Origin of the sequence: Pseudoalteromonas sp. C2R02, assembly GCF_018860845.1 — a bacterium.
Classification (GTDB): Bacteria; Pseudomonadota; Gammaproteobacteria; order Enterobacterales; family Alteromonadaceae; genus Pseudoalteromonas.
This window is the reverse complement of record NZ_JAHKQC010000045.1, coordinates 50962-65031: the sequence shown is the minus strand read 5'-3', so window position 1 is coordinate 65031 and position 14070 is coordinate 50962. Positions and strand designations below refer to the sequence as shown.

The 14070-nt window shown below is 34.9% G+C and carries 11 protein-coding genes; 7 read left to right on the top strand and 4 right to left on the bottom strand.

Going from position 1 to position 14070, the window contains the following annotated elements:
* Positions 1-7: 7 nt before the first annotated feature.
* The gene (locus KO527_RS22290; RefSeq protein ID WP_216042449.1) at positions 8-442 is read right to left on the bottom strand and encodes an energy transducer TonB; all 435 of its coding nucleotides are present in this window, start codon (positions 440-442) and stop codon (positions 8-10) included.
* A 766-nt stretch (positions 443-1208) separates the two neighbouring features.
* Between KO527_RS22290 and KO527_RS22285 the strand changes: the two genes are divergently transcribed.
* The 5 genes from KO527_RS22285 (at position 1209) to KO527_RS22265 (ending at position 6222) form a co-directional block, all read left to right on the top strand.
* On the top strand, positions 1209-1469 hold the full coding sequence (locus tag KO527_RS22285) for a hypothetical protein (RefSeq protein WP_216042448.1): 261 nt from the start codon (positions 1209-1211) through the stop codon (positions 1467-1469).
* Between the two features lie 999 nt (positions 1470-2468).
* Positions 2469-3653, top strand: coding sequence for a sodium/glutamate symporter (gltS, locus tag KO527_RS22280; protein WP_216042447.1), 1185 nt, complete (start codon positions 2469-2471; stop codon positions 3651-3653).
* 56 nt (positions 3654-3709) lie between these two features.
* Complete coding sequence (locus KO527_RS22275; protein ID WP_216042446.1) at positions 3710-4915, top strand: patatin-like phospholipase family protein; 1206 nt, start codon at positions 3710-3712, stop codon at positions 4913-4915.
* A gap of 4 nt (positions 4916-4919) precedes the next feature.
* Positions 4920-5267 (top strand): potassium channel family protein, encoded by a 348-nt coding sequence (locus KO527_RS22270; protein WP_216042445.1) that lies wholly within the window; start codon positions 4920-4922, stop codon positions 5265-5267.
* A gap of 28 nt (positions 5268-5295) precedes the next feature.
* Positions 5296-6222: a sensor domain-containing diguanylate cyclase gene (locus KO527_RS22265; protein ID WP_216042444.1), complete on the top strand. Its 927-nt coding sequence runs from the start codon at positions 5296-5298 to the stop codon at positions 6220-6222.
* A gap of 331 nt (positions 6223-6553) precedes the next feature.
* Here the strand turns inward: KO527_RS22265 and KO527_RS22260 are convergent, their stop codons facing one another.
* The 3 genes from KO527_RS22260 to KO527_RS22250 form a co-directional block, all read right to left on the bottom strand.
* Positions 6554-6838 carry a hypothetical protein gene (locus KO527_RS22260; protein ID WP_216042443.1) on the bottom strand — a complete coding sequence of 95 codons (285 nt, stop codon included), beginning with the start codon at positions 6836-6838 and terminating at the stop codon, positions 6554-6556.
* 335 nt (positions 6839-7173) lie between these two features.
* Positions 7174-10221: an efflux RND transporter permease subunit gene (locus KO527_RS22255; protein WP_216042442.1), complete on the bottom strand. Its 3048-nt coding sequence runs from the start codon at positions 10219-10221 to the stop codon at positions 7174-7176.
* 19 nt (positions 10222-10240) lie between these two features.
* Positions 10241-11317, bottom strand: a complete 1077-nt coding sequence (locus tag KO527_RS22250; RefSeq protein ID WP_216042441.1) for an efflux RND transporter periplasmic adaptor subunit — start codon at positions 11315-11317, stop codon at positions 10241-10243.
* Positions 11318-11722: 405 nt separating this feature from the next.
* Between KO527_RS22250 and KO527_RS22245 the strand changes: the two genes are divergently transcribed.
* Positions 11723-12340, top strand: a complete 618-nt coding sequence (locus KO527_RS22245; RefSeq protein ID WP_216042440.1) for a hypothetical protein — start codon at positions 11723-11725, stop codon at positions 12338-12340.
* A 726-nt stretch (positions 12341-13066) separates the two neighbouring features.
* The gene (locus KO527_RS22240; RefSeq protein ID WP_216042439.1) at positions 13067-13960 is read left to right on the top strand and encodes a LysR family transcriptional regulator; all 894 of its coding nucleotides are present in this window, start codon (positions 13067-13069) and stop codon (positions 13958-13960) included.
* The last annotated feature ends 110 nt before the right edge of the window (positions 13961-14070 follow it).

Below are 14070 nucleotides of genomic sequence, written 5' to 3'. Positions count from 1 at the left end.
ATAAATTCTATTTACCAGTAACTTTAATTCTTTCAACATTACTGAAATAAGATACATCTGCTTTATCCGCGAGAACAAATTCAATAGCAACGTAATTATTACGAATTTTTTTAGCTGGTTGAGTGTATACCCATCTTTGAATTCCTAGTATTGCGCTTGCATCAAACAGTCCATCGTGGTCGGAAGCTTCTACTTGGATATCTGAAACATTGCCATCCTTCTCTATACTGAAACTTACCAGAACAGTTCCTTCGATTTTGTTATTAACAGCAAATTTAGGATATACGGGTAAAGCTCTCTTTATTACCGATACATTTGTATCGTTTGAAGCAGCAGTTGCACTTTGAAAAGTAACACAACTCAATATGAGCACAGTTACTGTAAAAATAACGGGCCAGGTAGTTTTTAATCTATTTGTAAAATTTTTTATTTGATCATTCATTCATTATCCTTTTAATAATTACCTTTGTAATTCACGAATTAAGATTACACATGTAATCTTTAATGTCAAATACCAAAGTGCACAGAGTTTAAAAGAAATGATTTTTAGAAAAAATATCTACGGTCCGCTTCTGTGCACTTTGTTGAAGGAAGGTTACGAGCGAGGAGCGGACATTAGAAACTATTTTTAGCACTGATTTTATGGCCTATTGCAATAAAGAATCACTATATTCAAGAAAACAACCAATGGGTCGATATTAAAGTGTTATGGTTCTGGGCTACCCATGAATAGTCGATACATTTATAGTTAGACTTCTACTTTTTGAATTATTTTAGATTGTCGAAACCAAACCAGTGTTCCAGAAATAGGGTATATACGTCAAAATGCCAAAAATAGTGAAAGACAACCATGATGGTACATATACCGTTTATAGCGAAAAAGAGTGGCTTCAACGCCAAGCGGGTACAGGGATGTCGATCATACTTATTATGCTTTGTGCCTTTATTTTGTTGCGACTAATCTAGTCAATACCAAAGTAATAAGGGACTTCGGATTTGGTCAATATATTAGCAACTTCACCCACTTTTACGGAGGAGACCGCTGTGTTTGGATTGCAGGGGATGCCGACCTCAATACTGGTACGTCGTTTAACCTATATGAAAGTACTGACATAAATAGCTGCGTCTTAAAAGAACTGTCTTATCCAATCATGGTTGAATATCGTGGCAAAAACTCGACTGAGGAAACAATTGTCACAGAACACTCAATGTATACGCGACCCGTTCGCTGGAGTGCAGTAACAATCTACAATCACGAAGATATAAAGCTAAATGGTTTTATGGACCGTGGTCTTGATGATAGTGTTCACGAGTCTCATCACTTCGCGATAAAAGAAAACTTGGTCAAGGTATATTCCACTGACTTTGCTCGCCACTATAACTTTGACGACAAAAAGTTACGAGGCAATCGATATGCTTTGCACTTAGATGTACTTTGCAATCCAAGTCTTGTTGAAAACGTAAATTGAGCATAATTGAGGACTCGCTAGTCGTTTGTGCTAGGCGTGGTTTAGAAAGATAATATGAATTATGGTTTTATTTCAATTGGATAGTTTCGCTGGAGATAAAGGAATATCATAAAAATAGACATTTATGGACACTTAACACCCATAAATATCTTATTGATTTTAAAGTTTATACTCACAAAAATAATACTATAAATAATTTTTATAGCTACTTAAATATTGTTTTTGGGAGCCGGTAGCCACAGAAATGTCTATTTATAACTCAAGAGACATAATAGTGAAGAGCATCAGGCGCGATGAAGCACACTACTGAATACTAGCAGCTGCTTTAATCGTTTATTTCTGGATGTAAGCTAATGCTTTCAACTTGTTAAGCGCAGCCTTTGTACCAACTATGCTTATGAGAGTGGGCGCACTTAATTAAAGCTGGCCTCGCGCCTGCGAAATTAGCATACTGTCGCCTAAAGTGATTTATTGTGTTTATCCAGCTATCTGGTTCTATATTGAGTTCTGTTAAAATAGTAGGCGTTTTTAAATCAACAGAACCCACTTATTTTCGGTATTAAACGACAGCTAAAATCAGCTAACTCTAAATAGTCAAACAGTATAAAAGGCAATGTTGCTGGGTCTTTAGTGTGACCAAAATCAATAAGTGACTTTGGTTGTTGTAATACATTTAGCTCATTATTTTTAAGTTTCTTCGTTTGCTGTTTTTGAAATGATTTATATTGTTTTATGCGCTCTTGAATCGAGTTAAAGTTACTACATTCTAAAAGACTCTTACATTGTTATTTTTATAACTCAAGAGATATAATAGTAAAGAGTATCTGTTAATATGAAGCATACTATTGAATATTAGCAGCTGCTTTAATCGTTTTTTTCATGATCGATCTTAAATAATATGAATTAACTTGTAGTTCTGGATAAAATTACTATTTTAAATTGGCTATGGATAAGGTTTTATGGTCAAATTTTAGTTACCAACTTTAAAGCGATTTTTTTATGGAATTCGATTCAAGACAAACAGTTATCATAGCTATTATTGTTCTACTTTTAGGAAAACTTTTAAAAAATAGAGTCAATTTCTTTCAAAAATATAACATTCCAGAGCCTGTTATTGGTGGCATTCTAGCCTCTTTAGTTTTTAGTAGTTTTTATTTCGCATTTGAGAGTGTTATCTCATTCTCTCTAGAGCAACGAGATGCTTTGTTAGTCGTTTTCTTTACTTGTGTGGGGTTATCTGCAAAATTATCTACTCTGATGAAAGGTGGCAAGTCTCTTGTTATTTTACTTGTGATTGCCACAATCTTTTTAATATGTCAAAACATTACAGGGATCGGAATTGCTTGGCTAACAGGATTATCTGACAAAATAGGTGTTTTAGGTGGCTCTGTTTCTTTAAGTGGCGGGCATGGAACCGCAATAGCATGGGCACCTGTATTTGTAGAAAAATATTATATATCTAATGCCGTTGAAATAGGTATTGCGTGTGCTACTTTTGGTTTAGTGCTCGGGGGGGTATCTGGCGGGCCAATTTTTAACTATTTATCTAAAAAGCATAATCTTAAACCTCAACAAGGAGAAGCCAATATTGTTGGTTTTTCCCAAGAAGAAAAAGCTAAGATAACAGTAGATACTGCATACAATGTCTTGTTGGCAGTTTGCATTGCAATAGGAATTGGATTGTCTTTGCATGAATTGAGCTTAGAGCTGGGTTTTAAACTTCCCATTTTTGTACCTTGTTTGTTTGGAGGTATTATTTTAACCAATACAGTGCCTTATCTTTGGAAGTCGGTGCCTTGGGCATCAGGTAAGCCAACACTTGCGCTATTATCTGACTTTAGCTTAGGCTTGTTTCTAGCTATGTCTTTAATGAGCTTGCAATTATGGACCTTGATTGATTTAGCTTTACCCATTCTCTTATTATTGGCTGCGCAAGTGTTACTTGCCGCATTATTTGCAATTTTTATCGTTTTTATTGCATTAGGAAAAACTTATGACGCAGCAGTTATGGCATCAGGTTATGTGGGACTGGGCTTAGGAGCTACACCTACGGCTGTAGCAAATATGACAGCTGTAACACAGAAGTGTGGCCCTTCTACTCAAGCGTTTATTGTTATTCCATTGATAGGTGCTTTTTTTATTGATATAGCTAATGCAATCATAATTCAATTTTTTCTAAGCTAAGTATAATCATGCTAGCAGACTACTTGTAATGTTGAGTTAAGGATAACAAAAAAATAATGAATATTCCCCGTTTAACAAACGTACTATTTGTCGTTTTTACTTTTCTTTTTTGTGTTTCGTGCGCACAAAAGATCGCACATAACCCTCTTTCGAAAAGCGAATATAATGCGATAGATTTTGCTGATTCTAAACGTGCTGAACGTTGGTGGGGCGATGTAAAGCCACCGCTACTAAAGGAAAATTTACATCATCAAGCGATTATATTACAACAACGTTTCCCAAGCGCAATAAAAACCAAAAGTGAAGCTTCACCTGATTTTGATGCTTTAACATTGTCGGGTGGTGGAGCAGACGGTGCCTTTGGTGCTGGTATTTTAGTAGGCTGGACTCAATCCGGGAGCAGACCTGAATTTGAACTTGTTGTCGGGACAAGTACAGGGGCGGTTATCGCTCCATTTGCATTTTTAGGCGCTGAATATGATGACATATTGTTTGAAATATATTCGCAATTAACACAAGAGAAAGTTTACCGTTCACAACTATTGAGCGGCATTTTGGGTGGTTCATCAATTGCCGATACAAAATACCTGCAACTACAGATTAAAAAATATATCACATTAGATCTTATAAAGAAGATTGCTATAGAGCATAAAAAAGCTAGGAGCCTTCTGGTGGTAACCACTCATTTTGATGCAATGAGGCCTATGATTTGGGATATAGGCACAATTGCAATGAGAGAAAATAATGCCGCTGTAGAGCAAATTAGAGAAATCATCTTAGCGTCCGCTTCAATTCCAATTTATTTCCCTCCCGTTGCTATTGAATTGCACGACAAGACTAAACCTTATACTGAACTGCATGTTGATGGAGGATTAACACGTAATGCTTTTTCTTATCCTGCACAAATAAGCATTGATGAAATTGAGAGAATACAGGGTTTATACTTTAATCGTAATATTTATGTAATCCAAAATGGTAACAGTAGTATGCAATATGAACCCGCAGAAACTGACTTATCAAGCATTGCAGCCAGAACGATGCTTGGCTTACTTCAAGATAAAATCAACTCAGATATTGAAAGGATATACTATCTATCACAGCGAGATAAACTAAATTTTAATATGATTGAAATTCCAGATGATTTTATTGCAGACAAAGCAATAGAATTTGATTCAACATACATCAATAAGTTACTTAAACTAGGAATTAAGTTAGGAAAAAGTGGAGACTTTTGGCGCAAAAAACCTCCATCAGAAAGGTAATAATATGCAATTTACGATAACATTTTTAGAGCTGTTTTTTTGGTCAATCTATTTAACATTACCAATAGTATTTTTTTTAAGTTTGATTATTGTTGTCTTGGGTCAAGTAGTTGGTTATATGGAACACTGGAGTAAATTCGATAGTTTATATTGGTCATTAATTACCGCTACAACGGTAGGCTACGGTGACTTTAGACCAATAAAAAAAGTGTCAAAACTTATTTCAACTATAATAGCAATTGTGGGGATGATATTAACAGGTATCATAATTGCTGTAGCATTAAATACAGCATCAACGGCATTAGAGCGCCATGCTGATCAAAACATAATCGAACATATGAAAGAGATTTAATTAATTTAGCGCAATTTTATGAGGCCGAATGAAAGATATTCAATATACTGACAATTTTACTTCTGATTATTTTAAAGATGTATTAACCATCTTTTTCGATGCTTTACCTGATCCAATATTTGTCATCAATGAAAACGGTCTAATTCTTAGAGTTCTCGGCGGTAATTCCCATAAAATCAATTGCTTCCCAGATATTAGAGAAAGCCAATACTTACACGATACTCTTCCAAAAGAGATTGCTGATGCATGCGTACATACAATAAAAAAGGCAATTAAAGATGATTCTCTAACCTGTATAGACTATGAAGTAGACAAGGAGTATCTCTCATCTGAATTTTTCAGTAATCAGTTTTATCAAGGGAGAATATCCCCACTCAAGCAACATGAGTCTGATCTGAGGGCTGTTTTATGGATAGCAATTAATATCACAGAAAAAGTATTATTCACTAAAAAGTTAAATGAACTTGCTACTAAAGATGAATTAACAGGGATTAAAAATAGAAGGTACTTCAATGAGGTCATGAAGAGAACTTTTGATATTTTTCAAAGAGATAAGGTTTCTTTTTGTACCCTAATGTTGGACATAGACTTTTTTAAAAAGGTGAATGATAATTACGGACACGATGGCGGTGATGCATTGCTAAAAAGCTTAACCTGTACTTTAAAAGAGTCATTAAGAGACATAGATTTGATAGCCCGTTATGGTGGTGAAGAATTTATTGCCTTACTTCCTAATACAGAGAAGTCAAACGCGTTTATTGTTGCTCAAAGAGTTCGATTAGCTGTTGAAAAGAGTATTGTTCAGCATAACGCTCACAAAATAAAGGTCACAACGAGTATAGGTATTAGTGAAATATCTCCTGAAGATATAGACTATGAATCTGTTATTAAAAGAGCCGATGTTGCTCTATATGAAGCTAAAAGTACAGGTCGAAATAAAGTAGTTATGCGTTAAATTTATAAGGATTAATTATTTTTCAATCACTATTCACTTAGATTCAACTAGCAGAATTTAGAGGTAAGTTAAGCCTCTGAAATATTAATATTTTTGCCGCTCATCGTAGCAGTAATAAATATTGGTTCAGCACAGATAAGCAAAACGAATCTGAACAAAGATGCTGGTTAAACTACAAAACCGTGGCCAATATTAGTTGACCACATCACTTAGACTGGGGTAGTTTTTAGGTTTAACGTCTAAAACTTTAGACTTTGAAGAGCACCCTATAATTGTCGTAATGAGTAACAAGTTTAAGTAATATAACTTCATAACTTTCTCGTCATTTAAGTTAAGATATTTTTTTAGCCATTTTTATACACTTTTCTTTTGAAAGGAACCAAGCCTTCTTTTTTTCTTTAGCATAAGCTTCAATGTAACCCCCGCCACCCAACTTATCTCGTGATATTGAATCAGCCTTCGCTTTTAACTTGATTGCCAAAAATGGGTTTGAATCTTTAATTTTCAAGGCACATACCTCATATTTTGCGGCAAATGACGCAGCAATTTTTTCGTCAAACCCAGCAGTTGCTGTAAAAGAAGTCATTAATACTGTGATTAGTAGTAGTTTATTCATATGTTACTCCAGTTTATTAAAAATGATGTATCCAATAAAAACATTTTTTTCACCTTACAATCTTACTAATAACCATTATATAAGTATTACTAATAAATTAACAGGGAAATACTACTTTTTATATTGCTTTTGAAATATACGCTTTTAAAAAGTACTTATGAATTTTTTGTGACCTGAGAGTATTGTGTATTCTGTTGATAATTTAGAAACATTTAATCAATTAATAAAAAAATAGTGTAACTATAAATAAAGGGATTTAAACTTTTGGTATTCATATTAGTAGCTAAAAGGTATAAGTACCAACGGAGTGAGCGATGGTACTTATATCAAATCGGTTACTTGTTAGCAGGTGAGTCTATTTTCATAAATATACTGTAAAGCACAGGAACAACTAACAGTGTTAACAATGTGGCAAAAGTTAAACCAAATACAATAACAACTGCCATTGATTGGAAAAACGCATCAAAAAATAGTGGGATAACACCTAACACGGTTGTTAACGTTCCCATCATTACAGGTCTAACACGGCTCGTAGCTGAGTCTATTACGGCATTAAACCTTTCTTTGCCGTTGGCTATTTCAAAGTCCATTTGATCAACTAATACAATACCATTTTTTATCAATAAACCAGACAAAGATAAAATACCCAGTATTCCCATAAACTCTAGTGGAATACCTGTTACAACCAGGCCAAATACGACACCAATCATGGCTAACGGAACTACAAGCCAAATAACCAATGGTTGCTTTATCTTACCAAATAAAATTACAACGACTAAAACCATTGCTAATAACCCCGCAGGAATCGTTGACATGAGATCTCCATTTGACTCTTCTGAATCACCAAACTCACCACCCCATTCCAATGTGTAGCCATCAGGTAATTCTATTGCTTCAATTTGAGGTCTCAACCTTGATAGCAACGCAGAAGGCAATTCACTGGGGTAAGGATCACACTGGGCTTTTATAGTAAAAATTCTGTCTTCACGCCTAATTTGACCATCACGCCAAATCGTTTTAAAACCGTCAGTAACTTGAGTTAGTGGAACATATTGTCCACCAGCATTTAACACTTGAATATCATTAATGTTACTAATACTTTCATTTTCACTATGCGGAACTCTAGAAATGATTGGTATTAAATCTTGCCCTTCCTGATAAACTCCAATTTGCTTACCTAAGTAGTGATTAGAAATTGCAGTAGCAATATTTTCTCTCGATATACCTGCTCTACGACCTTTATTTTCAGAGTAAATAGGTTCTATAACACTAACAGAATTTCGCCAATCATCTTTAATAGAGAGGGTTTTACCATCTGCTATCATAATATCTTTTGCTTGGTTTGCTAGTTGGCGCAATACAACAGGATCTGGGCCTCTAAATTCAGCTTCAATTTTAGACCCACCACCCGGCCCTAAAACAAATCGCCAAGCTTTCGCTTGAGCATCAGGATAGTTTTGAGCAATAAAGTCTTGGACAACAGGCATCATTGCATCAATTTTTCGATAGTCTGTGACCCGAACCAATAGTTGGCCATAAGAGCTATTATTTGACTCTCCTGAATAAGTCAGCATGTATCTAATGCCACCACCACCTATTAATGTTTGAACAGCTTCTACATTGTCCATTTCAAGTATAAAAGCTTCCAGCTCACTCATATCTTGATGAGTTTGTTCAATACGTGTTCCTTCCGGTAACCAATAATCAACAACCATTTGTGGTGAAGTTGATTGTGGGAAGAAACCTTGTGTCATATACTTAGCCCCCCAAAGAGACGCTAGAAATAAACTTATAACGCCAAATACCACTGGCCAACGATACCTCAAAGCACCTTTCATGAAATTTTTATATTGAGTATAAAACTGACTTTCTGTCTGAATAGTTTCTTCATTACTTGCTTCAGGAAAGAGCCAGAAACAAGAAAGTGGTGTAATAGTAACGGCGAATAGCCAACTAAACAGTAATGAAATCATCACTACCCAGAATAAATGCCCTGTATATTCTGCCGTTTCACCTGGTGCAAAGCCAATTGGTGCAAAAGCAATAATACCGACTAAGGTTCCGCCCAATAATGGCCACTTGGTTTGTTGTACTATTTTTTTGGCAATTTCTAACTTTCGTTGGCCTTCTTTAATGCCAACTAATATTCCTTCTGTTACGACAATGGCATTATCAACCATCATCCCTAGTGCAATAATTAATGCGCCAAGTGAGATACGGTGCATTGGAATATTTATCAATTGCATGGTTGCTAATGTAGCTGCAATAGTAAGGATTAGAATGAAGCCAATAACTATGGCTGAGCGCATGCCCATGAATAAGAACAAAGTAACAATAACAATTAATAAAGCAGCAATAACATTAACTATAAAATTATCTACTGAAGCCTTTACAATTTTACCCTGATGATAATATTCAAATACTTCAATACCTAAAGGACGTCTACTTTCTGACTCTGCAAGTTTAGCTACAACAGCTTCTCCTACAACGACTACGTTTCCACCTGTTACACCTGATACGCCTAACGCAATAGCTGGTTTACCGTTGTAGCGAATAATTTTGTCACTAGGTGTTGTGTAAGTTCGATATACTTTTGCAATATCTTTTAAGAAAATGACTTTACCGTCTGTTCCAGTAGAGATTAATAAATTCTCAATCGCATCAATTGAATCTATTTCACCTGAAGGATCAATAACTACCCTTCTAGTACCAACATTTACATTACCTGCCGATACCACTGCATTTTGCTGAGACAAAATATCATAAACGTTTGAGATTGAAACGCCTAATAATGCTGAGGTTTCAGTTGATATTTCAACAAAAATAGCTTCTTGTTGTTCTCCTGCTAGCTGAACTTTACCAACACCACTCACTTGTAAAATTTCTTTCTGAAGTGACTTCGCATAACTTCTTAGCTCTGACGCTTCATAACCCTCTCCGGTAATGAAATAATACAAGCCATATAAATCACCAAAATCATCATTCACTATTGGTGCAGCTGCATTTGGCGGTAATGTCCGTTCTGCATCTTTAATCTTATTGCGCAATTTAGTCCAAATAACTTGTAGTGCTTCTTTATCTTTTGAAAATTGATACTTTATATCTACCGTTATTTCGGACAAACCTGCTGTCGATTTAGAACTGACTTTCTTAACTTCTTGCATCTGTTGCAATGCTGTTTCTAATGGTTCTGTTACTTCTAACGCTACCTCTTGTGGGCTTGCTCCTGGATATTGAGTAAAAATTAAAGCTGTTCTGATAGTAAACTCAGGATCTTCAAACCTTGCCATATCTTTATAAGCAGACCAGCCACCAAAAATTGATAAAAAGATGACGATAATACTGAGTACTTGGTTTTTTATTGAGAATTCTGCGATATTCATAATTAATTATTCCTGAGTCTTAATTTTTAACCCAAGGGCGGACTTGCATTCCCTCAGATAAATATGAAACTCCGGCAGTAATGATTACCTCACCTTTGCTTAAGCCTTGCACAACCTGCAGCCTTTCACCTATACCATCTTTTAAAGTGATCTTCCGTTTAGTTACACTCATGCTTTTTTCATCTAAAACCCACACGAAAATTTTATCGCCTTGTGCAGTAATTGAGGTGATAGGGATATTAACTTGTAGGTTTTCATTACTTTGACTGGGATCTTGAAATACCACTCTAGCATTCATGCCTGGTAAGATATTCAGCCCAGATTGAGGTTCAAAATAGAAAGTTACTTCATAGGTTTGAGAGGCTGGATCTGCCTCTAATGACACTTCTTTTATAAAAGCGGGAATATCTTGCTCTGGTGCTGCGTTAAGCACGATATGAATAGGGTTGTTATAATTTTCAACCTTCGCTTTGGCAACAATTTTTGAAGGTAAGTTAATTTTAGCCTCTAATTGAGTTAGCGCTAGCATAGATATTACAGGGTTACCTTGTTGAATTACCTGATTGTTTTTAAGATCTACTTTAGAGATATTACCAGAGTATGGTGCACGTAATACCGTATCGTTTAAAGCTTTTTGAGCACTTTCTAATTTTGCTTTATTAATATCTCTTTTCGCTTTAATCCCTTCAAATTCCATTCGAGAAATAATACTTTTTTTGAAAAGGCTTTGTGAGCGGATGAACTCTGACTCACTCTCATCATATTCTGACTGAGCAACATCTCGCTGCACTTTATAGTCAGTTGACTCAACGACAGCAAGGATATCACCTTTATTCACCTCTTGAGACTCAGTTACTTTAATTTCAGTGACTATGCCACTCACTTGAAAAGCTAAATTCGAAGAACGTCCCGCTTGAATTACCGCAGGAAAAGAAAGCAAAGCATTATTTTGGTTACCGCCTACAGTCATCATTTTTACGGGTCTAACACCAGTCTCTACCGCAATTTTAAGAGCTGACTCTGTATCACATCCGAGTAAGAATAAGGGAATAAGTAATAAAGGTGTTTTCCTTAAATAATAACTAATTCTGCGCATGCCGTTTCCTTTTTTATATGGATTTGAATGATGTAAATTATATGATAAATAAAACATACAAATGATAGTGTTTTACATTATTTAATGTGTTGTTTTTTTTACTTTAATTATTCAAATTATGTCTATTACCCAAGGGTAAATATAAATATTTCTGAAATAAATATAGATGCTAATATTACTTCGCTGGTCGTAAATTCATAAGCCACCTTATACAAAAATCAATATCAGTAAAGATAATTTAATTTTAATTAGTAATACTAATAAGTCAAGATGTATTAATTGAATGTAGTCAATTAATACGATACATAACGAAGTGCTTTCAATCGAAATAATACTTTTAATTAGCTATTACAATATTAGTAATACTGCTACTATAAATTCAATTATACATACTGGAGATTGAGTTTGTCTTACAATAGCGAAACCTTAAAAATCTTAAATGAAACATGGCAAGCTTTTAAGTTATCAACAAAAACTAACCAAGCAAAAGCTGCAAAGGCAATGGGAATGAATCAATCTGCCTTTAGTCAATATCTTCGGGGTGATATTCCGTTAAATACCGATTTTGTCGCTAAGTTTTCTACTATGACAGGTAGTCAAATAGAAAGTTACCTAACTAAAACGGCTAAAAATCAATTGCATTTACAACCTATTGCCATTAAATATACTCTTTCAGGCCGAAAATTACTTGATTCCTTTGAGTTAATGCCATCACCTGTAAATTTAGACCATGCCTATGCTATTTTAGTTGATTACTGCGACTTCATCTTTCAAAGAGGTACTCTTCTTCTAGTTGATACCGAAGCTGAAATTAGGGAGCATGATGCGGTAGTTGTCATCAACAAAAATAATAGACCTATCTATGGGGTGCTTTCATTTAAAGAAAATGAATGGGAAATACTTGAGCCACATTACTTTGGCGGGAATAGGTTTGTTATAAGAAAAAATATGGTGGTTCATCGTGTGAGTGGCAGTTACAGCCCAGAAACACAGGGAAAAATATTCAAAAAAGAACACTCGTAGCCTGTATTAAAAAAGTAGTTTTATTATTGCCTCCAAGCAGAACCTAGTTGATCGCCATAACTACCTATTTACACTAGATTGTAACAAATATTTAAGTGTAAAGAATGTCCGCTAACGGATGTATTTCCGTTAGTAACTCAAAAGCTAGTATCAGTAATTGGCTAGCTGTTGCCGTAATGTTTTGCAAACATTTAATGCTCGCTCTGACGGATCACTTGCCGCTAGATAAGCCAAGCCTAATGTCTGCTATCGTATGAATGTTGCCATCAATGAATAAATAGCAAAGGTCTGCTAATGGCACATATAATCCAACAAGATTTTGCCTAATTAACCAGACTTAACTCTTAAACTGCTGATTGTTAATACTCTCTTTTTTGAGTCATTTTTTTATATGCATTATTAAAACTCATCTATCAGGTGATTTCTAATCGTTTGTGAAAATATCAATCCTTATTTATTCTAATTGCGTTGATGAGATCTACCCCGATTTCTTAAACATATCATGTTGCTCAAAAAGGATGCCTCCCCACGGCATCCTTTTTATTTTTACAGCCTCCCTTTTTAGAGCATTAGCTTTAAACCCTGCAACATATTGGTGCAACAGCACTAACATTACAGAAGGTTTATCATATAAAGAATCAATAAAGTTAAATTTAACAACAACTTAAACTAACTGGCTTAACTCTTGCGTTTTATGAGTTGGATTAATTAAGAATATCAAACATTATGGCACTACATTCCCAAATTAGAGGTTTAAGATCATTTTGTATCGCTGCAAAATGCTTAAGCTTCAAACATGCAGCATCGCAATTATTTATAACTCCATCAGCCGTGAGCCACCAAATTAAGCAATTAGAAGAACAATTAGATATTGTATTATTTCAAAGAAATACGCGCTCTATTGATTTAACCGAAAAAGGGCAGCAATTTTATCAAGCAATTCAACCTATTATTAGTGAACTAGATACAACAATTGATGAGTTTACCAATGAGCAACAAAATAAAACCATTGGGATCAGTATGCCCGAGTTTTTTGCAAGTGAACTATTCATCCCTAAACTCAGTGAGTGGGCAAAACTCAACCCAGATATCAATTTAAAAGTAGAGACAGTTAAAGCCACTGAAATCACAAAAACAACCTCTGATTTATCCATAGTTTTGGCTAGTGGCAAACCCAATGCCAGTAAAGTGCATGAGTTATTTCCAATTAAATATGTCGCAGCCTGTAATCAACAATTATATCAACAATGGCATAAATCAGGCTTTGATGCATTGAAAAAAGTCCCGCTGATTTTACATAAATCTCGCCCTTGGTCTTGGCATAAATGGGCCGATCAAATCAATATCAATGACTTTAATCCAATGCAGATTATTCAACTTGATAGCATGTTCGGTGTTGCACGCGCAGCACAACAAGGTATGGGCATTGCACTTATTCCACTGCCAATGAGTAAAGCTTGGTTTGAAGATAATTCGTTAATAAAAATATTTGATCATGAGCTAATCACCCATGATAAATACTTTTTAGTTCAGCAAGACGATATTCAAAACAGGCCTGAATTAACCACTTTTTCGAAATGGGTTAAAAGTAATTTTTTATCAGCTATTACGGCTTATTAACTCAATTAATTTAAATCGATATAAGTTAAATAAACTCATCTATCGGGTTTATTTTAATCGTTTGTCACCATAACGCCTGTTCTCTAGAATCTTATTTATCGGATCAGCCG

Coding starts and splice junctions, on each gene's coding strand:
- KO527_RS22290 (WP_216042449.1), bottom strand. CDS start 442: ATGAATGATCAAATAAAAAATTTTACAAATAGATTAAAAACTACCTGG.
- KO527_RS22285 (WP_216042448.1), top strand. CDS start 1,209: ATGTATACGCGACCCGTTCGCTGGAGTGCAGTAACAATCTACAATCAC.
- gltS (WP_216042447.1), top strand. CDS start 2,469: ATGGAATTCGATTCAAGACAAACAGTTATCATAGCTATTATTGTTCTA.
- KO527_RS22275 (WP_216042446.1), top strand. CDS start 3,710: ATGAATATTCCCCGTTTAACAAACGTACTATTTGTCGTTTTTACTTTT.
- KO527_RS22270 (WP_216042445.1), top strand. CDS start 4,920: ATGCAATTTACGATAACATTTTTAGAGCTGTTTTTTTGGTCAATCTAT.
- KO527_RS22265 (WP_216042444.1), top strand. CDS start 5,296: ATGAAAGATATTCAATATACTGACAATTTTACTTCTGATTATTTTAAA.
- KO527_RS22260 (WP_216042443.1), bottom strand. CDS start 6,838: ATGAATAAACTACTACTAATCACAGTATTAATGACTTCTTTTACAGCA.
- KO527_RS22255 (WP_216042442.1), bottom strand. CDS start 10,221: ATGAATATCGCAGAATTCTCAATAAAAAACCAAGTACTCAGTATTATC.
- KO527_RS22250 (WP_216042441.1), bottom strand. CDS start 11,317: ATGCGCAGAATTAGTTATTATTTAAGGAAAACACCTTTATTACTTATT.
- KO527_RS22240 (WP_216042439.1), top strand. CDS start 13,067: ATGGCACTACATTCCCAAATTAGAGGTTTAAGATCATTTTGTATCGCT.